The 21,818-nt window shown below is 65.8% G+C and carries 16 protein-coding genes and 2 tRNA genes; 5 read left to right on the plus strand and 13 right to left on the minus strand.

Annotation, left to right across the window (positions count from 1 at the left end; all coding sequences use genetic code 11):
- Nucleotides 1-36: 36 nt before the first annotated feature.
- Nucleotides 37-1,215 (plus strand): 8-amino-7-oxononanoate synthase, encoded by a 1,179-nt coding sequence (gene bioF / locus PKE71_RS09710; RefSeq protein ID WP_271186770.1) that lies wholly within the window; start codon nt 37-39, stop codon nt 1,213-1,215.
- On the plus strand, nt 1,215-1,874 hold the full coding sequence (gene bioD, locus PKE71_RS09715; RefSeq protein WP_271186771.1) for a dethiobiotin synthase: 660 nt from the start codon (nt 1,215-1,217) through the stop codon (nt 1,872-1,874). The genes bioF and bioD overlap by 1 nt, the downstream gene beginning before the upstream one ends.
- 3 nt (nt 1,875-1,877) lie before the next feature.
- On the opposite strand, the gene PKE71_RS09720 is transcribed toward bioD, so the two are convergent.
- The 10 genes from PKE71_RS09720 to PKE71_RS09765 form a co-directional block, all read right to left on the minus strand.
- Nucleotides 1,878-2,846: a D-Ala-D-Ala carboxypeptidase family metallohydrolase gene (locus PKE71_RS09720; protein WP_271186772.1), complete on the minus strand. Its 969-nt coding sequence runs from the start codon at nt 2,844-2,846 to the stop codon at nt 1,878-1,880.
- 3 nt (nt 2,847-2,849) lie between these two features.
- Complete coding sequence (locus PKE71_RS09725; protein ID WP_271186773.1) at nt 2,850-4,415, minus strand: L,D-transpeptidase family protein; 1,566 nt, start codon at nt 4,413-4,415, stop codon at nt 2,850-2,852.
- 242 nt (nt 4,416-4,657) lie between these two features.
- Nucleotides 4,658-4,733 (minus strand) — tRNA-Val (locus PKE71_RS09730).
- Nucleotides 4,734-4,788: 55 nt separating this feature from the next.
- Nucleotides 4,789-5,439: a TetR/AcrR family transcriptional regulator gene (locus PKE71_RS09735; RefSeq protein ID WP_271186774.1), complete on the minus strand. Its 651-nt coding sequence runs from the start codon at nt 5,437-5,439 to the stop codon at nt 4,789-4,791.
- 183 nt (nt 5,440-5,622) lie between these two features.
- Entirely contained in the window at nt 5,623-6,777 is a 1,155-nt protein-coding gene (gene pheA, locus PKE71_RS09740; protein ID WP_271186775.1) for a prephenate dehydratase, read from the minus strand.
- 309 nt (nt 6,778-7,086) lie between these two features.
- Complete coding sequence (gene lon / locus PKE71_RS09745) at nt 7,087-9,492, minus strand: endopeptidase La (protein WP_271186776.1); 2,406 nt, start codon at nt 9,490-9,492, stop codon at nt 7,087-7,089.
- 152 nt (nt 9,493-9,644) lie between these two features.
- Nucleotides 9,645-10,916, minus strand: coding sequence for an ATP-dependent Clp protease ATP-binding subunit ClpX (gene clpX, locus PKE71_RS09750; protein ID WP_271186777.1), 1,272 nt, complete (start codon nt 10,914-10,916; stop codon nt 9,645-9,647).
- A gap of 194 nt (nt 10,917-11,110) precedes the next feature.
- Nucleotides 11,111-11,746, minus strand: coding sequence for an ATP-dependent Clp protease proteolytic subunit (locus tag PKE71_RS09755; protein WP_271186778.1), 636 nt, complete (start codon nt 11,744-11,746; stop codon nt 11,111-11,113).
- 210 nt (nt 11,747-11,956) lie between these two features.
- A complete protein-coding gene (gene tig, locus PKE71_RS09760; protein WP_271186779.1) occupies nt 11,957-13,480 on the minus strand; it encodes a trigger factor in 1,524 nt (507 codons plus the stop codon).
- 340 nt (nt 13,481-13,820) lie between these two features.
- Nucleotides 13,821-13,905, minus strand: a tRNA-Leu gene (locus PKE71_RS09765).
- Nucleotides 13,906-13,992: 87 nt separating this feature from the next.
- Here PKE71_RS09765 and PKE71_RS09770 point away from each other — a divergent pair.
- A complete protein-coding gene (locus tag PKE71_RS09770) occupies nt 13,993-14,604 on the plus strand; it encodes a methyltransferase domain-containing protein (RefSeq protein WP_271186780.1) in 612 nt (203 codons plus the stop codon).
- 168 nt (nt 14,605-14,772) lie between these two features.
- On the opposite strand, the gene PKE71_RS09775 is transcribed toward PKE71_RS09770, so the two are convergent.
- Nucleotides 14,773-16,194 carry an MATE family efflux transporter gene (locus PKE71_RS09775; protein WP_271186781.1) on the minus strand — a complete coding sequence of 474 codons (1,422 nt, stop codon included), beginning with the start codon at nt 16,192-16,194 and terminating at the stop codon, nt 14,773-14,775.
- 284 nt (nt 16,195-16,478) lie between these two features.
- Between PKE71_RS09775 and PKE71_RS09780 the strand changes: the two genes are divergently transcribed.
- A complete protein-coding gene (locus tag PKE71_RS09780) occupies nt 16,479-17,447 on the plus strand; it encodes a calcium/sodium antiporter (RefSeq protein WP_271186782.1) in 969 nt (322 codons plus the stop codon).
- A 4-nt stretch (nt 17,448-17,451) separates the two neighbouring features.
- Here PKE71_RS09780 and PKE71_RS09785 read toward each other — a convergent pair whose 3' ends face one another.
- Together PKE71_RS09785 and PKE71_RS09790 are read right to left on the minus strand one after the other, a co-directional pair.
- The gene (locus PKE71_RS09785; protein WP_271186783.1) at nt 17,452-19,740 is read right to left on the minus strand and encodes an NADP-dependent malic enzyme; all 2,289 of its coding nucleotides are present in this window, start codon (nt 19,738-19,740) and stop codon (nt 17,452-17,454) included.
- 76 nt (nt 19,741-19,816) lie between these two features.
- Complete coding sequence (locus PKE71_RS09790) at nt 19,817-21,337, minus strand: NAD(P)H-hydrate dehydratase (protein WP_271186784.1); 1,521 nt, start codon at nt 21,335-21,337, stop codon at nt 19,817-19,819.
- A gap of 130 nt (nt 21,338-21,467) precedes the next feature.
- On the opposite strand from PKE71_RS09790, the gene PKE71_RS09795 reads away from it, so the two are divergent.
- Nucleotides 21,468-21,806: a P-II family nitrogen regulator gene (locus PKE71_RS09795; protein WP_271186785.1), complete on the plus strand. Its 339-nt coding sequence runs from the start codon at nt 21,468-21,470 to the stop codon at nt 21,804-21,806.
- Nucleotides 21,807-21,818 lie beyond the last annotated feature (12 nt).

A 21,818-nucleotide genomic window follows, 5' to 3' on the forward strand; every position in this document is an offset into this window, starting at 1 on the left:
CTTTAGCAGGCCTCTCACCCGAACGACAGGCTTGATATGACTTCCGCAGCCGCCTCACTCGAGCGCTTCGCCGCCGGCAAGCTCTCCGCGCTGGATCGCAAATCCCTCCGCCGCCGGACGGTGGAGACGCGCCATCGCGACGCGGTCCATGTCGAGCGCGACGGGCGGTCTCTGATCAATGTCTGCTCGAACGATTATCTCGGCCTGGCGCATCACCCCAAGGTGATCGAGGCCGCCCGCGCGGCGACGGCCGAATGGGGCGCCGGCTCCGGGGCCTCGCGCCTGGTGACCGGCGGCCACCCGCTCCTCTTCCAGCTGGAACGGCGCCTCGCGGCCTTCAAGGGCACCGAGGACTGCATCGTCTTCGGTTCGGGCTATCTGGCCAATCTGGCCATCACGCCGGCACTGGCGGGACCGGACGATCTCGTCCTGATCGACAGCCTCGCCCATGCCTGCCTGCATGCCGGTGCACGCCTGTCCCGGGCCCGTGTCGAGGTTTTCCGCCACAACGACATGGACCAGCTGCGCGGCCTGCTGGCCGAACATCGCGGCGAGGCCCGCCACGCCATGATCCTCACCGATGGCGTGTTTTCCATGGACGGCGATTTCGCGCCCCTGCCGGAGATCCTGGCCCTGGGCGAGGAATTCGACGCCTGGACGCTGGTCGACGATGCGCACGGGATCGGCACGGTCGGCGGCGGACGCGGTTCGGCCCATGCCTTCGCGCCGCCGGCCGCTGCACCGCTGCAGATGGGCACGCTGTCCAAGGCGCTGGGAAGCTATGGCGGCTATCTGTGTGCGTCGGAACGCGTGTGCGAGCTTCTTCGCTCGCGGGCCCGCCCGCTGGTCTTCACCACCGCCCTGCCCCCGGCCAGCGCCGCGGCAGCGCTCGCAGCACTCGATCTCGTCGCGGCCGATCCCGCGCTGTGCGAACGCCCGCTCGAACTGGCACGGCGCTTTGCCGGCAAGCTGGGCCTTTCCAGACCCGTCTCGCCGGTCGTGCCGGTAATCCTGGGCAGCGAGACCGCCGCACTCGCCGCCTCGGCCGCCCTGGAGGCCGAGGGTTTTCTGGTGACCGCCATCCGTCCGCCGACCGTGCCGCCGGGAACGGCACGCCTGCGCTTCACCTTCTCCGCCGCACACGAGACCGCCGATATCGACCGGCTCGCCGCCGCGCTGAAATCCATCCTGCAACAGACGGAGGCCGCCGAGTAATGCGCCCCATTTTCGTGACGGGGACCGGCACCGACGTCGGCAAGACCCACATCCTCTGTGCCATGCTGGAGGCTCACCGCCGGGCCGGTGGAAAAGCGCGTGTGCTCAAACCGGTGATCTCCGGCTTCGATCCCGCGCAACTCAATGCGACAGATACGATACGCCTGATGCGCGCCAACGGGGCCGAATTGACGGGCGAAGGGGTGCAATCCGTATCCCCCTGGCGCTTCAAGGCCCCGCTCTCGCCCGACATGGCTGCCCGGCAGGAAAACCGCGAACTCGCGATCGACGCCGTGCTGCACTGGTGCCTCGACCAGATCGATCCCGGCATGCCGACCATCGTGGAAGGCGCCGGCGGCGTGATGTCACCGCTCACGGCAGACGGGCTCAATCTCGACCTGATCCGCGATCTCGATGCCCGGCCGATCCTCGTGGCGGGGGCCTATCTCGGCGCGATCTCGCACACGCTGACAGCGCTGCGTGTCCTGGATGCCCGCTGCACCGTGATCGTCAATGATTTCAACGCCGAACCCGTCCCGGCCCGCGACGTTGCCCGGACTATCCAGCGCTTTGCACCGCGGGCCGATGTGCGCATCTTCTCCGGCGATGCAAGCGGTCTTGTCGACCTTTTCGCCCAGCCGGAACCGGCGGCAAGCTGATCCTCAGCGGCCCCAACGCGCGCGAAAGCCGCGCTCGTCGACATGGACGAAGGCGCCATGCCGGGTATTGGGCCCGTATTCGCCCAGACCGCCGGCCAGCCAGCTCTCATGGCCGGCGCCCGACATTTCCTCGACGAGATCGTAGAGCGCCGCCGCGTCGGCGCGGTCGTGACGCCCGTCGCCATTGAGGTCATCCATCACGCCATCGCCATCGGTGTCGATGAAGATGTCGGCGGCGCCACCATAGATGTGGCGGGAATAGCTGCCATTGCCCAGGCCGGCATTATAGTCCGGCGTGCGATAGCCGCTCATGACGGCGAAACTGTCGGTGCGCCAGCCGCGGGCATTGGCCGCTTCCAGGATCTGCTCCAGCTTGAGCACGAGGCGCTCGGAAACGACGAGATAGGCCGGTCCATCCCCGCCCTCCTGCTTGCACAGGAACTGACCGAGACGGAAGTGCGGCGACAGGGGCAACGCCTCGATGCCGGGAGAGACCTCGACGAAATATTCCGGCGCCCGGTAGGTTTCCAGGCCGAGATAGGGTTCGTCCGGATAGCGGCCGAGGCGATAGCCGTTGATCTCGGAATCGCCGGTGTTACGGGCGCGCATGACGACGAGATGCAGGCTCATCTGCGCGCCGTCTTCGGCGGTCAGCGTCATGCGGTGATGACCGGGGGTGTCCGGCGCAGACCATTCGAGCGTCATCGACGAGGTCTCGCCCTCCCAGGCAACCGGCTCGCTGGCCGTCAGCGACAAAGTCTCGCCGGGACGCAGAAAGAGCGTGAACTCGCGATAGTCGATGCCGAACCCGCCGGGCGTGGTCACCGTGAAGCCGGTGCGGCCGGGATCGAACCTCCTATCGAGACTTTCCACCCGGATCGGGGCGGAAGCGGCAGCAAGCTCCGTGGAGAACTCACGGCTGGTCCCGCTGGGAATTGCGGCAGCTGCCGCTAACAGGAACGTGGTGAACACGCACTACTCCGACACTGTCGAACCTGCTCCCTCAAGTTCGTCGATGATGATCCCGTCCCTGTTATATAGGTCGTCGAGAAAGCGGACGCCAAGAGAGCCCTCGGGTACCACCGTCCGGTAGACCACCTCGACCGGGATCCCTTCAGAGAGATCGACGCGGGTTTCCACACCGCCGGCCAGCACCCGGTCGATCCGCTCGGGCGGCCAGTCAGGCAGCCCCTCGGAGACCCAGCGCGCCAGGTCGACCGGCCGGTCGACGCGCATGCAGCCGGAGGAAAATGCCCGCCGGTCCTCCTCGAACAATTGCCGGGTCGGCGTGTCGTGCAGGTAGGTGTTGTATGGATTTGGAAAGATGAACTTGACCTGTCCCAGCGCGTTCTGCGGTCCCGGCGCCTGACGCAGCCGATAGGGGAAAGCGCTGGCGGGCACCGTATTCCAGTCGATTTCGCCGGGATCGACCAGGTTGCCCTCGCTGTCGAGCACCTGAAAGCCCAGGCGCTGCACCATGTCCGGATCGCGCCGAAAGGCCGGCAATTCGTCGCGGACTGCCAGGCTGTGCGGCGTCTCCCACCAGGGGTTGAGAATGAAATAGGCGAGTTGGGCAGAGAAGACCGGCGTCGGCCGCGAGCGCCGGCCGACAATCAGTCTGTGGCGTTGCTCGACCTCTCCCCCGGACCAGGCTTCCAGCACGAAGTCGGGAATATTGACGCGCAGGAGCCGCCCCTCCGGCGATCCGCCCTGCCAGCGCAGGCGCTCGAGATTCGCCGCGATCTGCCACACCCGGTGTTCCGAAGGCACATTCAACCACTCGATCGTCTCGGCCCCGGCCACACCGTCGCCATCGAGATGGGCACGCTCTTGCAGGCGCAGCACGGCCGCCGCCATCTCGTCATCGAACAGGTCGCGCTCGGTCTCGGGCACGAGCCGGAAGACTTCACCCGTCGCTTGCAGCCGTGCCCGCAATTGCGCCACCCGGGGCGAACGGTCACCGGGGTGCAGCGCCGCGCCGGGCTCGATCCGCGGCCAGGCTCCCTTGGCGTTCACCGCACGATAATCTGCCAGAGCCGTACGCAGCCGCGCATAACCGTCATCCCGGGGCGCCAGCGCTTCAAGGCTTTCCGGCACCCGATCATTCTCGAGCGCACTGGCGAGATAGGTGGCAAGGTCCAGATCGCGCCGCGGCGCGGACCAGCCCCGCTCGACCGTCTGCGGATCCAGCCGGCCGCGCAGCAAATCATGGGCAAGGTCGAGATAGGCGCGGGTGGCGATTTCATCGAGCCGCCGGTCCGAGCGGCGCGGATTGGCCGCTTCGAGCAGATCGAGACCGTAACTGGCCGGATCCAGACCGTGCGAGCCGGCATCACGCACAGCCTCCAGGAGGGCCTGGAAATGCTTGCGCCTGCGCCACCCCGTCCAGGCCGGCGCATTGTCACGCCCATCGTAGAGGCGCTCGAAGACGTTGCAGGAAAGGCAGACACTGCTCACCGCCGGCGAAGGCGCCGGGGCGAGATCGTCCCCGGACGCACCGCAGATCGAATTCGCCAGGAACAGGGCCAGAATCAGTTTCACGATCGCTCACTCAAGCTAGTCGGCCGGCCGGCCCGGCAGGATCTGGTCTCACGCGATGGTGCGCTGTGAGTTGAGGTGGATCAAGGATGGTGTGATAAGGCCTGTCGTTCGCCCAAGAGAGCGTGGCGGAGATGGAACGGGCACCTGCCGCATACGATCCGTCACGCCAGGACTCGGGGACACCGCTTCGCCCCGAATGCGCGCTGCGGGCGGTTTGGCCCCGAGGCCCGCAGGGCAAAGAATGGTGGGCGGTGAGGGGTTCGAACCCCCGACCTACTGGGTGTAAACCAGTCGCTCTCCCAGCTGAGCTAACCGCCCGGTCCAAGATGAGCCGCGCTTTTAATCCGGGGCGGTGCCTCGAGGCAAGCGCGCGCTACTTCTGCGCCGCAGCATCGCGGATCAGCGCGCCGATCATCATCGAGGCCTGTTCCAGGGCTTCGGCAACCGGATCCTCCAGCGCCGCATTGGGCAGCGTCATGGTGACAATGCCGTGCACCGACGCCCACAGCGTTCGCGCAGCACGCCGGCGAAAGTCCGGGTCCTCGAACCCCCTGCCCGCCTCCAGCACACCTTCCACGATCCCGAACAGGGCGTCCTCGGTCTCGGTATAGGCTTTCGGTGCAGCGCCGGACTGGCGGCGATTGAAGGACAGGAGCGCCATCCAGCGCGCATTCTGGGTCACGACAAACTCGATATAGGCGCGCGCCAGCACGAGGGCGCGCTCGAATACCGCTTCCGGCGGCAGTCCGGACGCCTCCAATGCCGAGCTGTGATGGATCTCGATATCGCGATAGGTGCGCAGGTTGAGCTCGCGGATCAGGTCGTCGATATCGCCGAACAGCTTGTAGATCGATCCGACGGACAGGCCTGCCCGCGCCGCAATCGTGCGCGCCTGCATGCCCTTCAGCCCCTGCTCGGCGAGCAGCTCTCCCGCCGTCAGCAGCGCCTGTTCCCGGACTTCCGGCGTCAGGCCGGGCCGCCCCCGGGGACGCGGCCGGGTCGGTGTCGCCTGTTGTGTATCCATACGCACTTCCCGCTCGAACCGTCAGCCGGCCATGCCGTGCGTAAGCTTGGCACAGGCCGACATCATCCGGTCCATGATGGAGGTCATTCGTCTACAGACCATTGAATTCAGCCTGGTGGCAAAATTCAACCGGTTTTGCCGCTGCTGCCGGATGTGCAGCAGCGGCATTCATGGCCCGTGTCGCTATTCGGCAACGGTAACCCGGTCGATCGCATCGGCGGCATAGCAGCCGAGCAGCTTGATCTCGCGGGTATGCTCTTCAATGACGCTCATGGCCTGGCGGACCCGCTCGTCCTCGACATGGCCCTCCACATCCATGATGAACATCTCCTCCCAGGGATTGCCGGCAATCGGACGGCTTTCCAGCTTGACGATGTTCACGCCCTGGTCGCGGAAACCGGTCAGCGCGTCGACCAGACAGCCCGGCGTGTCGCGCGTGGTGAACATCATCGACGTCTTGCACTCCACTTCGCGGGTCGGCAGCTTGGCCTTGCGGGCAATCACGATGAAACGGGTGATATTCTGCTCGTGATCACCGATGCCACGGGCCAGGATATCCATGCCGAACAGGCGTGCCGCGTCCTCGCCGGCCACGGCTGCCGCCGTGTCGTCATCCTCCAGCAGGCGCTCCAGCGCCCGCGTGGTCGAGGCCGCCATGTGCGTCTCCAGCTCCGGGTGGGAGGCGATATAGCGGCGGCACTGGGCCAGTGCCTGCGGATGGCCGAAGACCCGGCTGATCCGCCCCTGCCCGCTGGCCTTGCCGACCAGGCAGTGATCGACGCGCAGCAGGAATTCGCCGATGATCTGGGTGCGTGAATTGATCAGGATATCATAGACTTCGTTGATCGAGCCCGTCGTGGTGTTCTCGATCGGCACCACGCCGTAATCGACCTCGGCATTCTCGACCGAGCGGAAGATCGAGACGAAGTCGCGCTTGGGTGACGGCACGACGGTGGCGTTGCGGCGCTCGAAGACCTTCTGGGCCGCGATATGGCTGTAACTGCCCGGCCCGCCGAGATAGGCGACGGTGGCTTCGTTGAGATCCTCGTTGCGCATGGAATCGAAGCGCTGGCGCTGGCGGCGGATCGACACCTCGAACAGGGCCTGGAACAGGCTCTCGACCAGTTCGGGCGGCAAGCCGAGCGCCTTTGCGCGTGCGAGCGCGTCGCGCAGGACGGCCTGCTCGCGTTCGCGGTCGCGCACCGGCTGACCGCTGGCGGCCTTGGCAGCCTGTATCTCGTCGACCAGTTCCTGGCGTCGCGCAATGGTATCGATCAACTGCCCGTCGATCTGGGAAATCTCCGCCCGGATCTCGTCCCGGCTCTTTGTCGTCGTCACGGTCTCACCTTCCTTTTCACGCAAAAGAAAAGGGCCTCCCCGAGGGGGAGGCCCTGCAAATCCGGTGCTTTCACACACGTCAGCCGGCCACCGCCCCCTCACGGGTTGCGTTGGTAAAGTAGCCGAAGAAATAGAACGTCGCGAAAGTCATGAAACGAGAGTGGCGGGGGTTTTGCGCAAGGTCAATGCTCAATTTCCGCATCTGCGTCGTGCGCGTGCAAAAATCTGGCGGCGACCACGAAAAAGGGCGGCCAAAGCCGCCCTTTTCCTGTCACGTAGCGACACCATGAGTGCCCGATAGGGGCAGCATTAGTGCGCCATGGGTGTCTCGCCGGTTTCCGCGCCGGTCTGCGACGCCATCGCCGCCAGGGCGGCTTCGTCGGCCTCGGTCCATTCGACCGGCTGAACCGGCTCGGTGAGCGCCAGCTTGAGGACCTCGTCGGCGGTTTCCACCGGGATGATCTCCAGCCCCTGTTTCACATTGTCCGGGATCTCGGCGAGATCCTTTTCATTGTCCGTGGGGATGAGCACCGTCTTCACACCGCCGCGCAGCGCCGCGAGGAGTTTCTCCTTCAGACCGCCGATCGGCAAGACCCGGCCGCGCAGGGTGATCTCGCCGGTCATGGCGATATCCTTGCGTACCGGAATACCGGTCAGCACCGAGACGATGCCCGTCATCATGCCGATACCGGCCGAAGGACCGTCCTTCGGGGTGGCACCCTCGGGCACGTGGACGTGGATGTCGGACGAGCGGAACACGGTCGGCTTGATGCCGAGCGAGGGCGCCCGCGACTGCACGAAGGAATTCGCCGCCGAGATCGACTCCTTCATCACATCGCGCAGATTGCCCGTCACGGTGAACTTGCCACGGCCCGGCATGCGCACGGCCTCGATGGTCAGGAGGTCGCCGCCGACTTCGGTCCAGGCCAGCCCGGTGACGACACCGACCTGGTCTTCCTTGTCGGTCTCGCCGAAGCGGAATTTCCGCACACCGGCGAAATCGCCCAGATTGTCCGGCGTCACGGTGACGCTTTCGGCCTTGCCGCTCTGGATCTGGCGCACCGCCTTGCGGGCCAGGTTGGCGATCTCGCGCTCGAGATTCCGCACGCCCGCCTCGCGGGTATAGTAGCGGATCAGGTCGCGCAGGGCCGCCTCTTCCAGCGTGAAGTCCTGGTCGCGCAGGGCGTGATTGGACATCTGCTTGGGCAGGAGGTGACGCTTGGCGATCTCGACCTTCTCGTCCTCTGTGTAGCCGGCGATGCGGATGATCTCCATCCGGTCGAGAAGCGGCTGCGGCAGGTTGAGCGTGTTCGCGGTGGTCACGAACATGATGTCGGACAGGTCGTAATCGACTTCCAGATAGTGGTCGTTGAAGGTCGCGTTCTGTTCCGGATCGAGCACTTCCAGCAGGGCCGAGGCCGGATCGCCGCGATAATCGGCGCCCAGCTTGTCGATCTCGTCCAGAAGGAAGAGCGGATTGGCGGACTTCACCTTCTTCATCGACTGGATGATGCGGCCCGGCATGGAGCCGATATAGGTGCGCCGGTGGCCGCGGATCTCGGCCTCGTCCCGCACGCCGCCCAGCGACATGCGCACGAAGTCACGGCCCGTTGCCTTGGCGATCGAACGGCCCAGCGAGGTCTTGCCGACGCCGGGCGGGCCGACCAGGCACAGGATCGGACCGCGCAGCTTGCGGGTGCGCGACTGCACGGCGAGATGCTCGAGAATGCGTTCCTTGACCTTCTCCAGCCCGTAGTGATCGTCCTCGAGCACGCCCTCGGCGCGTTCCAGATCGTTCTTTAGGCGTTTGCGCTTGTTCCAGGGCAGCGCCAGGATCCAGTCGAGATAATTGCGCACGACCGTGGCCTCGGCGGACATCGGGCTCATCTGGCGCAGTTTCTTGAATTCGGCGTCGGCCTTGGCGCGCGCTTCCTTGGGCAGTTTGGCCTCGGTAAGACGCTGTTCCAGCTCGGCGAGTTCCTCGCGGCCGTCATCGCCCTCGCCCAGCTCGCGCTGGATCGCCTTCATCTGCTCGTTGAGATAGTATTCGCGCTGGGTCTTCTCCATCTGGCGCTTCACGCGCGAACGGATTTTCTTCTCGACCTGCAGCACGCCGATCTCGCCTTCCATCAGGCCGAGCACGCGCTCCAGCCGGTTGGCGACATCGGGTTCTTCCAGCAGCGACTGCTTCTCGTCGATCTTCACGGCCAGATGGGCCGAGATGGAGTCGGCCAGCTTGCCCGGCTCCTGGATCTGCGACAGCGAAGCCAGCGCTTCCGGCGGCACCTTCTTGTTCAGCTTCACATAGTCTTCGAACTTGGCCGCGACGGTGCGCATCAGCGCTTCCAGCTCGGACTCGTCGCCGGAATCCTCGGCCAAGGGTTCGCAGACCGCTTCGTAGTATTCGTCACGCGGCGTATAGCCGGTGATCTCGACGCGGACGCCGCCCTCCACCAGCACCTTAACCGTGCCGTCGGGCAGTTTCAGCAGCTGCAGGACGGAGGCGACCACACCGGTGCGGTGGATCGCATCCGGCGACGGTTCGTCGTCCGCGGCATTGCGCTGGGTGGCAAGCAGGATCTGCTTGTCCGCCTTCATCACCTCTTCCAGCGCCTTCACCGACTTCTCGCGCCCCACGAAGAGGGGAACGATCATGTGGGGGAAAACCACAATGTCGCGCAGCGGCAGAAGCGGAAGTGTCTTCGTATTGGACATGCTTACTCCATGCGCGCCCGGCACAGGGGCGCGTGCAGATCTCGTTGGATCTTTCTATCGATACGGGACGGCCGGCAAGCGCTTTCGGTCTTGCCCGACGCGTCCCACCTGGATCATGAAGTGGCGATCGAGATCGCCGAATTCAAGCGCCCTCAAGCACCCGTCCGCTTGTCGTCCTTGCGCTCGGCATAGATGAAGAGCGGTTTGGCATTGCCCTCGACGACTTCCGCGTTGACGACAATCTCTTCCACGCCTTCCAGACCCGGCAGGTCGAACATCGTTTCCAGCAGGATACCTTCCATGATGGAGCGCAGGCCGCGAGCCCCGGTCTTGCGCGCGATCGCCTTGTGCGCCACCGCCTTGAGTGCATCCTCGGTGAAGGTCAGGCCGACGCCTTCCATCTCGAACAGGCGCTGATACTGCTTCACGAGCGCATTCTTCGGCTCGGTCAGAATCTGCACCAGGGCGTCCTCGTCCAGGTCTTCCAGGGTCGCGATGACCGGCAGACGGCCGACGAATTCCGGGATCAGGCCGAAACGCAGCAGATCGTCCGGCTCCACCTCGCGCAGGATATCGCCCGTGCGGCGGTCGTCGCTTTCACGCACATCGGCGCCGAAGCCGATGGCCGAGCCCTTGCCGCGCTGGGAGATCACCTTGTCGAGACCGGCAAAGGCGCCGCCGACGACGAAGAGGATATTGGTCGTGTCCACCTGCAGGAATTCCTGCTGGGGATGCTTGCGGCCGCCCTGCGGCGGCACGGAGGCGACCGTGCCTTCCATGATCTTCAGCAGCGCCTGCTGCACGCCCTCGCCCGATACGTCGCGCGTGATGGACGGGTTGTCGGACTTGCGGGAAATCTTGTCGATCTCGTCGATATAGACGATGCCGCGCTGGGCCCGCTCGACATTGTAGTCGGCCGACTGCAGCAGTTTCAGCACGATGTTCTCGACGTCTTCGCCGACATAGCCGGCTTCGGTCAGCGTCGTCGCATCGGCCATGGTGAAGGGCACATCGAGGATGCGCGCCAGCGTCTGGGCCAGCAGCGTCTTGCCGCAACCGGTCGGACCGATCAGCAGGATGTTCGACTTGGCCAGCTCCACGTCGGAATTGGACGAGGCGTGGTTCAGGCGCTTGTAGTGATTGTGCACGGCCACCGCGAGCACGCGCTTGGCGTGCGCCTGCCCGATCACGTAATCGTTCAGGACGTTGAAGATTTCCTGCGGCGTGGGCACGCCTTCCTTGGACTTCACCAGCGAGGACTTGTTCTCCTCGCGGATGATGTCCATGCAGAGCTCGACGCATTCATCGCAGATGAACACGGTGGGCCCGGCAATCAGCTTGCGCACCTCATGCTGGCTCTTTCCGCAGAAAGAACAGTAGAGGGTGTTCTTCGACTCGCCGTCTCCGCCCGTCGTCTTACTCATGACCGCTCCAATTCAACCCGCAGGTCCCGGCACTTGAGTGGTATCGTTACGACACCATACCGGCATTTGTCCCGCCTCGCATCCAGTCCTGAGCAAAATCAGGGCCGAACTTTAGCGAAAGGTTTCCGTCACTGTGCATTCGATCACATGGGCGCGGCATGGATCAAGCTCCAACCGCGCCCGGCCATCATGCCCTAGCCGGACTTGCCTTCGCCTTCATCCTCGCTGCGACGCGTAAAGACCTCGTCAATGAGGCCGAATTCCCTGGCCTCGTCTGCAGACATGAAGTTGTCGCGGTCGAGGGCCTGTTCAATCTCGTCATAGGTGCGGCCGGTGTGGTGCACATAGATCTCGTTCAGCCGGCGCTTGATCTTCTGGATGTCCGCCGCATGCCGCTCGATGTCCGAGGCCTGGCCGCGGAATCCGCCGGAGGGCTGGTGCACCATGATCCGCGCATTCGGCGTGGCGTAGCGCTTCTTGTCCTCACCTGCCGTCAGCAGCAGCGAGCCCATCGAGGCAGCCATGCCGATACACATGGTCGAGACCGGGCAGCGGATGTGCTGCATCGTGTCGTAAATCGCCAGGCCGGCCGAGACCACGCCGCCGGGCGAATTGATGTACATCGAGATTTCCTTCTTCGGATTTTCCGATTCAAGGAAAAGCAGCTGGGCGACGATCAGGCTCGCCATATGGTCCTCGATCGGACCGGTGACGAAGATGATGCGCTCCTTGAGAAGCCGCGAATAGATGTCGAAGGAGCGTTCGCCCCGGCTGGTCTGCTCGACGACGATCGGAACCAGATTCATCGTCCTGTCCTGGGGATCATGCATGTCGCGCTCCTTGGGGTTCCGGCAGCCGGTCGGCGCCGATTCTCGTCAGACGGGATTGGTCAAATATTGCGGCGCTCGCTCCAGCGTGCAAGGCGGACGCTGCACACGCCTGTGCGAATTCCCGCAACGGCACACAAAATTGCACCCGGAAACGAAAAGCGCCGGCGTCCTGCGACGCCGGCGCTGATCGATTGCGAAAGAGCCTGCCGATCAGGCGTCCTTCTTGGCCGCAGCCTTTTTCTTCGGAGCGGCTTTCTTGGCCTCGGCCTTGTCGCCGTCCTTCGCCGCCGCCTTCTTGGCCGGAGCCTTCTTCTTCGCGGCCGGCTTGTCGTCGTCCTTCTTGGCAGCGGCCTTCTTCTTCGGCGCAGCCTTCTTCCCGGCCGGAGCCGGCGCTTCGTCTTCCTCGGCGTAGAGCGCGTCCTTGGACACGGTCACCTCGGTCACCTCGGCGAGTTCGAGGATGTAGTCGACGACCTTTTCCTCGTAGATCGGCGCGCGCAGCTGGGCGATGGCCTGCGGGTTCTTCTGGTAGAACTCGACAACCTGGCGCTCCTGACCCGGATAGCGCACGGCTTCCTGGTTGATGGCGCGGGAGAGTTCTTCCTGGGTCACGTCGACATTGTTGCGGCGGCCGATCTCGGCGAGCACCAGGCCCAGGCGCACACGGCGCTCGGCAATGCCGCGATATTCGGCCTTCAGCTCGTCTTCCGACTTGCCCTTGTCTTCTTCCTCGAGATGGTCGTGCTCGATGGCGTGCTGGACTTCGCGCCAGATATTGTCGAACTCGGCATCCACCATCTGCGGCGGCAGGTCGAAGCTGTGCGCGGCATCGAGCTGGTCGAGCAGGGCCCGCTTCACCTTCATGCGCGATTGCTGGGCGTGCTCCTGGGCGAAGCGCTTCTTCAGCGCGTCCTTCAGGCCGTCCAGACCGTCGAGACCCAGGCGCCTGGCCAGTTCGTCATCGACCTTGGCTTCACCCGGCGCTTCGACCGACTTCACGGTGACGTCGAATTCGGCGTCCTTGCCGGCCAGATGGGCGGCCTGGTAGTGCGCCGGGAAGGTCACTTTCAGAACGCGCTCTTCGCCCGGCTTGGCACCGACCAGCTGTTCCTCGAAGCCCGGGATGAAGGCACCGTCGCCGATGGCCACGCGGGCGTCCTCGGCGGCACCGCCCTCGAAGGGTTCGCCATCCAGCTTGCCGACGAAATCGATAACGACGACATCGCCCTCTTCCGCCTTGGCGTTCTTGCCGCCCTTCTTGGCGGAGAATTCGCGGTTTTCCTCGGCCAGCTTCTGCAGCGCCTCGTCGATCTCGGCCTCATCGACCTCGGCGACCGGGCGCGCGACCTTCAGCTTGGACGGATCGGCCGGTTCGAATTCCGGCATCACTTCCAGCGAGATCTCGAAGGAGAAATCGGCCTTGCCGGCGAGCACGTCCTGCGCCTCGCTGGTGACCTTGATGTCCGGCTGGGTGGCCGGGCGGATATTCTTCTCGTCGAGCGTCTTCTGCGTGGTCTGCGGGACCAGCTCGTTCAGCAGATCGCCCATGATCGACTCGCCGAACATCTTGCGGATGTGGCTCGTGGGAACCTTGCCCGGGCGGAAGCCCTTCAGGCGGACTTCCGGACGGATCTCTTCGATCTTCGCTGCGAGGCGAGCTTGCAGATCGTCGGCCGGGAAGACGATCTCGAAAGTGCGGCTCAAGCCTTCGGAAGATTTCTCGGTGACGTTCATGGGTTGGCCTTGGTGTTCTGGGTAAGGGTGCGCAGACATGCGCGTGCAAAATCGAGCGCGCGTTATGTCACGGGGATTCGCGCTGTGCAACGCCGGGCAGCGGTTGACGGGTGCAGATGAGGCGAATGCAGCCTGTTCGCATGCGGGGGCTGGGGGATCGGGGGGGTGGCAAACGAGCCCTCCTTTGCCAAAGGCTTCGGAGGGCACCTCTTCGCCCGGATGCGCGCTGCGGGTGGCTTGCCACCCGAAGCCCGCAGGGCGAAGGCCCCTGCCGGGGCATTCTCCGCCTAAAATCGATTCACTGGATCGATTTTTCTGCCTCCGGCAGACCGGTTCCGAATGGTGCGGATGAGAGGACTCGAACCTCCACGCCTTGCGGCACTGGAACCTAAATCCAGCGCGTCTACCAGTTCCGCCACATCCGCACGTCTGGTGGCGATCTCTTGGCACGGGGCGGCGCGGCTAGGCAAGCGGCCATTGCCGGGCGGGCTGCGGCGGTTCTATATCGCGGCATGTCAGGGATTTCCGAAGACCGCACCCCGTTCGACTGGGAGACGCGTTTCCGCGACGGCGATACGCCGTGGGAGCGCCGCCAGCTGCATCCGGCGGCTTCGCACTGGCTCGCCGAGGGTGTGCTGGCGCCGGGTCTCAGCGTGATCGTGCCCGGCTGCGGCCGGGCGCCCGAAGTCGTGGCCTTTGCCCAGGCCGGTCTGCACGTCACCGCCGGCGATGTCGCCCCGACCGCCCTCGCCTGGCAGCGCGACCGGCTGGACGCGGCCGGGCTGGAGGCCAGCCTGGTCGAGGCCGACCTGACGCAATGGCGGCCGGACGCGCCCGTCGATCGGGTCTATGAGCAGACCTTCCTGTGCGCCATCCCGCCCCGCCTGCGCGAAGACTATGAGCGTGCGGTCCACGCCTGGCTGAAGCCCGGCGGCCGCCTGCTCGCTCTCTTCATGCAGAAGGCCGAGCGCGGCGGGCCGCCCTATGGCTGTTCGCTCGAGGCGATGCATGCGCTGTTTCCCGCCGAACGCTGGGCATGGCCGGACGACAACGCCTTCACCGCCTGGCCCCATCCCTCGCTGAGCGGCAAGCCGGAACTGGCCGGGGTTCTGGTACGGCGGTAACAGGCTTCCCCTGCGTGAGCGGGGGAAGTGGCCGAGCCTGGCCTACGGGCCAGGTGAGGTCGAAGGGGGTGAGTCATCCGTGCGCGCTACGCGCTCTGCGGCGCTGCGCGCCGCCCCCTCAGTCCGCTGACGCGGACAGCTCCCCCGCAAGCGGGGCGAGCCCTGATATCAAGCCGGCTCTTGCGCCGCGGCGTCCGCCGGCTTGCGCTTGCGGGCCTTGCCGTGCTTGGCGGTCATCGGGGCGCGGGTGAGCACGAAGAGGGCTGTTGCCAGGCCGGACAGGACATTGGCCGCGGCGATGCCGCCGATCACGCCGACCGGTGCGTTGACGAGGAAGCTGCCCGCGAGCACGAAGGGCACCATCAGGCCCAGCGCGCGGCCGGCGGTGATCATCATGCCATAGCTGGGCCGGCCCAGACCGTTGAACCCGGCACTGCCGGCAATCGTGATGCCGTAGCCGGCAATGGTCAGCGAGGCGAGGCGCCAATAGGTCACCGCGGCGGCCTGACCGGCTTCGGACGGCAGGAAGATCGCGGCCAGCACATCGGCGAAGATCCAGAGCACCGCCGCCACGCCCAGCCCCCAGGCGAGGGCAAAGAGGAAGGAGGTGCGGAAGGCTTCGCGCACGCGGTCGATCCGCTCGGCGCCGCCATTCTGTCCGGTCACCGCGCCGATACAGGCCGACAGTGCGAACAGCGGCACGATGGCGAAGGCTTCCAGGCGTCCGGCCACGCCCAGACCGCCGACCGCGGCATCGCCGAAGCGCGCCATGGCCAGGCCCGACATGGCGACGGTCATCGCGACGGGATTGAAGATGTTGGAGATGCAGGCCGGGATGCCGACGCGGGCGATGTCGGACCAGTGATGCCAGACCTCGCCCAGATCCTCCCAACGGAAATCGAGCAGTTTCTCGCGGAACACCAGATACCAGAGCACCATCAGGAAGGTGCAGGCATTCGCCGCGACGGTTGCCAGGGCCGCGCCGGACACGCCCCAGCCCAGGCCGGGGAAGAGGCCGAAGACATCGTCCAGGATGAAGATCGGGTCGAGCACGAGATTGATCGCCGCAGCAGCCATCATCATGATCGAGGGGATCACCGCATTGCCCAGCGCGCGCAGGATATTGCCGGCCACCATCGGGCCGACGATCAGCACGATGCCGCCGAACCAGACCCGCATATAGTCGACCACGTGCGGCAGCATGGTGTCGCTGGCGCCCAGCGCGCGGAAGATGTCCTCGACGGTCAGGACGCCGATGAAGGACACGATGCCGACCAGCAGCAGGGCCAGGGTCATGGCGTCGGTGGAAATGCGCGGGATGGAGGCGCCATCCTTGCGCCCCGCCGCCCGCGAGACGGCGGAGACGGCACCGGCGCCCAGGCCGATCGACACGCTCATCACCAGCATGGTGACGGGGAAGCTCATCTGGACGGCGGCCTGCTGGGCCGTGCCCAGCGTGCCGACCCAGTAGGTGTCGACAATGCCGACGAGCATCATGGCGAGAATGCCGAAACTCATCGGCATCATCATCCGGACGACATGCCCGAAGACCGGACCTTGCGTCATGTCGTGTGCAGACCGTCCGGCCATGGCGTACCCCTCCTGTTCGCCGCCGAGCATAGATAGGAAGCCCCGCCCCTGTCTGCAGCCCGTGACGGTCAAATTGGTGTGAAAACATCGCGATGAGCGTGCGGCCGCGGCACTGCGGCCCCGGCCCGCAATGCGTCAAGGGGGATTGGAAACAGCGCCAATCCCTCCCGTCCGCCCGGCGGGCACAGCGCAATCCCCCTTGCCTGTCCGGCCCGTCATGCGAAGAAGCCGGGTGTCCGGCCCGCGCCGGAATCTCCCCCGCTCCGCTGACAGGGATACGCCCGATGCTCCAGGATACCGGTTTCATCGTCGCTGGCTTCGTTCTGCTCTTCCTGGGCGGGGAAGGCCTGGTGCGCGGCAGTGTCGCCGTCGCCGAAAAGCTGGGCCTGTCCAAACTCCTGATCGGCCTGACCGTGGTTGCCTTCGGCACCTCGACGCCCGAGCTGCTCGTGTCGGTGAATGCGGCCCTGGGCGGCGCACCGGACATCGCGCTGGGCAATGTCGTCGGCTCGAATATCGCCAATGTGCTGCTGATCCTGGGCATCGCCGCCGTGATCACCCCGATCGCCGGCTGGCAGCGGACGGCGATGCGCGACGCGGTGGTGATGAGTGTCGCGGCGCTGGCCCTCTTTGGACTGACCTTCGGCAATGTCATCGGCCTGGTCGAGGGCGCGGCGCTTTTCGCGGCACTTCTGACCTATCTGGCCGCCTCCTACTGGCTGGAACGGCGCGGCCGCCCCTCGCGCCAGCACGAGCACGAGACCGAAGAGTTCGAAGGCGCCGCGACACAGTCGGTCTGGATTGCGGCCGCCTTCGTGATCGGCGGGATTCTCGGCCTGATGCTGGGCGCCGACCTTCTGGTGCGCGGCGCCGTCTCGATCGCGCGGACCTTCGGCGTGTCGGATGCGGTGATCGGGCTGACCCTGGTGGCGATCGGCACCTCCCTGCCCGAGCTGGCCACCTCGATCGTGGCGGCCTGGAAGCGTCACTCAGATGTGGTGCTGGGCAATGTGATCGGTTCGAACATCTTCAACATCCTCGCCATACTGGGCATCACCGCCCTGGTGACGCCGATCCCGGTCGGACCGCAATTCCGCATCCTCGACGTCCCCCTGATGCTGGGCGTGTCGGCACTGGTGGTGGTGCTGCTCGTGGCGACGAAACGGATCGGCCGCGGCGTCGGCCTCGCCATGCTGGCCGCCTATACCGCCTATCTCGCCTGGCAATTCACCACCGGCGGCATCGCGGGCTGACGCCTTATCCGGCGCGCACGGCCGGCTGGTTGAGGTCGTAGGCAGCGATGCCGGCGAGGTTCACGATATCGCTGACCGAGGCGCCCAGACGCGCGATCTGGACCGGCTTTTCCAGACCGACCAGCATCGGACCGATCACCGTTGCCCCGCCGGCCGCCTTGAGCAGGCGCACCGCGATCGAGGCGGAGTGTACGGCCGGCATGATCAGCACATTGGCCGGCTGGGTCAGGCGCGAGAAGGGGTAGAGCTGGCGGTGGTCGGGATCGAGCGCGACATCGGCCGCCATCTCGCCCTCGTATTCGAAATCCACACCCTGGGCGTCGAGCAGGCTGACGGCGTGCTGGATCTTGGTCGAGCGCTCGCCCGGCGGATTACCGAAGGAGGAGTAGGACAGGAAGGCGAGATGCGGCGTCAGGCCCAGGCGCTTGGCGGCATTGGCCGTGGCGATGGCAATCTCGGCCAGGGCTTCGGCATCGGGAAACTCCGTCACCGACACGTCGCCGACGATCAGCGTGCGGCCGCGCGTCACGGCCGCCGTCACCCCGACCGTGCGGCTGCCGGCCACCGGATCGAGCACCAGCTCGACATCATTCATCACCACATTGGAGTGGCGCGTCACGCCGGTGACCATGCCGTCGGCATGACCCATTTTCAGCATGCAGGCGGAAAAGACATTGCGGTCGTTATTGACCCGGCGCTGCACGTCGCGGCGCAGATAGCCCTGACGCTGCAGGCGCTCGTAGAGATAGTCGGCATATTCCGAATTATGCTCGGACAGGCGGGCATTGCACACGTCCAGCGAGCCGGCCGGAATGCCCAGCTCCTTCATGTTCTCGGCCACGACATTCTCGCGCGCCACCAGGATCGCCTTGCCCAGACCCTGGGTCTGGAAAGCGTGGGCGGCGCGGATCACGGCCGGCTCCTCGCCCTCGGCGAAGACGATGGTCTTCTGTTCGGCCCGGATCGAGGCGGAGATGCGCTGCTGCAGCGCGGCGGTCGGATCGAGACGGCGGGCGAGCACCTGCTTGTAGCTGTCGGCATGCTCGATCGGACGGCGGGCGACACCCGTATCGATCGCGGCCTGGGCCACGAAAGGCGGCACCCAGGCAATGAGGCGCGGATCGAACGGAGTCGGGATGATGTATTCGCGCCCGTATTGCAGGCGGTCGACCTTGTAGGCCTTGGCCACCTCGTCCGGCACGTCCTCGCGCGCCAGCGCGGCCAGAGCCTTTGCCGCCGCGATCTTCATCTCTTCATTGATCGTGCGCGCGCGCACATCGAGCGCGCCGCGGAAGATGTAGGGGAAGCCGAGGACGTTGTTGACCTGGTTGGGATAGTCCGAGCGGCCCGTCGCCATGATGACATCGCTGCGCACCTCGGCCACTTCTTCCGGCGTGATCTCCGGCGTCGGATTGGCCATGGCGAAGATGATCGGGTCCGGGGCCAGCGAGGCGACGATCTCCTTGGTAAACACGCCGGCCGCAGACAGGCCCAGCAGGACATCGGCGCCCTCGGCCGCTTCGGCCAGCGTGCGCTTGCCGGTCTCCACGGCGTGCTTCATCAGCCGCTCGTGACCGCCGGGGCGGCCCCTGTAGACGACGCCATCGATGTCCACGACGGTGGTGTTCTTCGACTGTACGCCCATGGACTCGATCAGCTCGAGCACGGAAAGGCCGGCCGCGCCGGCCCCGCACAGCACGACCTTGAGGTCTTCAAACTTCTTGCCGGTCAGATCGCAGGCATTGATCAGGCCCGCAGCAGCAATGATGGCGGTGCCGTGCTGGTCGTCATGGAAGACCGGGATATCGAGCTCTTCGCGCAGGCGCCGTTCAATCTCGAAGCATTCCGGCGCCTTGATGTCTTCCAGATTGATGCCGCCGAACGTATTGCCGAACCCGCGCACGCATTCGATGAACTGGTCTGGATCGGTATAGTCGACCTCGACATCCACGGCGTCGATATCGGCAAAGCGCTTGAACAGCACCGCCTTGCCTTCCATCACCGGCTTCGAGGCGGCAGCGCCCAGATTTCCCAGGCCCAGGATTGCGGTGCCGTTCGAGACGACGGCGACCATATTGCCCTTGGAGGTGTAGTCGTAGACCGTGTCCGGATCCGCCGCGATCGCCCGGACCGGTGCCGCCACGCCCGGCGAATAGGCCAGCGCCAGATCGCGCTGGGTCGCCATCGGCTTGGTCGGCGCCACGCCCAGCTTGCCCGGCACAGGATTCATGTGGAAGTCCAGGGCATCGGCATCGAGCTGCTGGTCGGGACGGACGGTGGATTCGGAAGCCATGGTGTGAAGACTCTTCGCTGGAAGGTGAAGGGCGAACATGTACCGGGCCGCAGCCGGAGCCAAGCCCCGGCGGCGCCTAGCTCTTATGCGCGATGAGATGGCCCAGCGCACGCTGCCGCTGCATGGTGCGGTGCAGCGTCCCGAGCCGTTCCGGCAGGATGTCCGCCAGGTCTTCCGCGATCAGTCCTGTTCCCAGTCTCAGAGCGCAATCGCCGTGCAGCCAGGCGGCGGCGCAGGCCGCGTCAAAGCCGCCGACGCCCTGCGCCGCCAGACCGCCGATCAGGCCGGCCAGAACATCGCCGCTGCCCGCCGTCGCCAGGGCAGGCGAGGCATGGCGGTTGATCACGGGCAGATGCCCCGGCGCCGCGATCACCGTGTCCGGTCCTTTCAAAAGCACACAGCATCCCGCCCGCTCCGCCGCCATAGCGGCAGCCTGGATCCGGTTGAGATCGTCCCGGGCGGCGATATCGGGAAACAGCCGCCGGAATTCGCCCGGGTGCGGCGTCAGCACATCGCCCGGGCGCAGCACGGCGAACAAGACCTCCGGTGCATCCTCGAAACTGGTCAGGGCATCGGCATCCAGAACGAGCACCGCCGCCGCCCGTGCCGCCGAGATGACCGATTCACGTGTCCCCTCGCCCACGCCCATGGCCGGCCCCAGCACCGCCGCATCGGCGCGCAGATTCTCAAGCAAGGTGTCAGTCGCGGCCGGATCGGTCCAGCGCCGCACCATCACGGCCGTCGAGCCCACAGCATTGATCATCAGGGCAGAAGGCGGGCTGGCCAGCGTGACCAGTCCCGCACCGGCACGAAGCCCGGCCCGCGCTGCCAGGCGCGCGGCCCCGGTCGAGGACGCCCCGCCGGAGAAGACGGCCAGCCGGCCGCGGGCATGCTTGTGATCGCCGGCGCGGGCCGCCGGCAGGCTGGAGAACCAGAGCTGCGGACCGTTTTCCCGGGCGCACGGCTGGACGGCGTCCCGCCAGCTGGCGGGAATGCCGATATCGGCGAGCACGACCTCGCCGCACAGGCTGGCCGCCGGTTCGAGACTATGGGCCGGCTTGCGCCGGTGGAAAGTGACGGTCAGACCGGCTGCAGCGACAGCGCCGTCGGCCCGGGCCAGATCGCCGGACACGCCGGAGGGCAGGTCGATGGCAACCACCGGCACGCCGCGCCCGCTCATCGCCGTGATCAGCGCCGCCGCCTCGCCTTCGGGCGGACGGTTGAGACCGGCGCCGAACAGGGCATCCACAATGAGGTCTGCCGTATCGAACGCGGCTGGCGCGGCACGCTCCGGCGTCTCGTGCCAGACACCCGCCGCCCAGGCTGCGTCGCCCTTGAGCTGGTCCTGCCCGCCCATCAGGCAGACGCGCACCGGCCAGCCCGCCTCGCGCAGCGCTGCAGCACAGATGAAACCGTCCCCGCCATTATTTCCCGGACCGCACAGCACCACCGTTTCCCGCGGTGCCCAGCGCTCGCGAATCGCCTGCGCCACGGCCGCGCCCGCCCGTGCCATAAGGCTTTCACCGGACACGCCGTTTTCCGCCGCATGGCGATCGCAGACACCACAGTCCTTGGTGTTCAGGATGTCATCGTGCATGGTCGCTCCATTGTGTGGCATGCGTGCCCGATTGTGAGGCATTTCCCGGTTTGGCTGATCGCGGGAACGGATTGAAGCTTGTCAGCTTTCTGACCGTCTCTAGCGTCGCGACAAGATCATGGAGTCCGTGATGAAGAAAATCGAAGCCATCATCAAACCTTTCAAGCTCGACGACGTGAAGGAGGCGCTGCAGGAAATCGGCGTCCAGGGCCTGACCGTCATCGAGGCCAAGGGGTTTGGCCGGCAAAAAGGGCATACGGAACTCTATCGCGGCGCCGAATACGTCGTCGACTTCCTGCCCAAGATCAAGATCGAACTCGTTCTGCCGGCCGACCGCGTCGATGCGGCGATCGAGGCGATCCAGAATGCGGCCCAGACGGGCCGGATCGGCGACGGCAAGATCTTCGTCAGCCCGATCGAAAGCGTCATCCGCATCCGGACCGGCGAGACCGGCCGCGACGCGCTCTGATCACCTCACCCT

Source organism: Maricaulis virginensis (assembly GCF_027922185.1).
GTDB lineage: Bacteria > Pseudomonadota > Alphaproteobacteria > Caulobacterales > Maricaulaceae > Maricaulis > Maricaulis virginensis.

Bases quoted from the DNA above. Each gene is read 5' to 3' on its own strand.
- PKE71_RS09755 (WP_271186778.1), bottom strand. From the start codon at position 11,746: ATGCATGATCCCCAGGACAGGACGATGAATCTGGTTCCGATCGTCGTC.
- PKE71_RS09770 (WP_271186780.1), top strand. From the start codon at position 13,993: ATGTCAGGGATTTCCGAAGACCGCACCCCGTTCGACTGGGAGACGCGT.
- bioF (WP_271186770.1), top strand. From the start codon at position 37: ATGACTTCCGCAGCCGCCTCACTCGAGCGCTTCGCCGCCGGCAAGCTC.
- bioD (WP_271186771.1), top strand. From the start codon at position 1,215: ATGCGCCCCATTTTCGTGACGGGGACCGGCACCGACGTCGGCAAGACC.
- PKE71_RS09775 (WP_271186781.1), bottom strand. From the start codon at position 16,194: ATGGCCGGACGGTCTGCACACGACATGACGCAAGGTCCGGTCTTCGGG.
- PKE71_RS09735 (WP_271186774.1), bottom strand. From the start codon at position 5,439: ATGGATACACAACAGGCGACACCGACCCGGCCGCGTCCCCGGGGGCGG.
- PKE71_RS09795 (WP_271186785.1), top strand. From the start codon at position 21,468: ATGAAGAAAATCGAAGCCATCATCAAACCTTTCAAGCTCGACGACGTG.
- PKE71_RS09780 (WP_271186782.1), top strand. From the start codon at position 16,479: ATGCTCCAGGATACCGGTTTCATCGTCGCTGGCTTCGTTCTGCTCTTC.
- tig (WP_271186779.1), bottom strand. From the start codon at position 13,480: ATGAACGTCACCGAGAAATCTTCCGAAGGCTTGAGCCGCACTTTCGAG.
- PKE71_RS09790 (WP_271186784.1), bottom strand. From the start codon at position 21,337: ATGCACGATGACATCCTGAACACCAAGGACTGTGGTGTCTGCGATCGC.
- clpX (WP_271186777.1), bottom strand. From the start codon at position 10,916: ATGAGTAAGACGACGGGCGGAGACGGCGAGTCGAAGAACACCCTCTAC.
- lon (WP_271186776.1), bottom strand. From the start codon at position 9,492: ATGTCCAATACGAAGACACTTCCGCTTCTGCCGCTGCGCGACATTGTG.
- PKE71_RS09785 (WP_271186783.1), bottom strand. From the start codon at position 19,740: ATGGCTTCCGAATCCACCGTCCGTCCCGACCAGCAGCTCGATGCCGAT.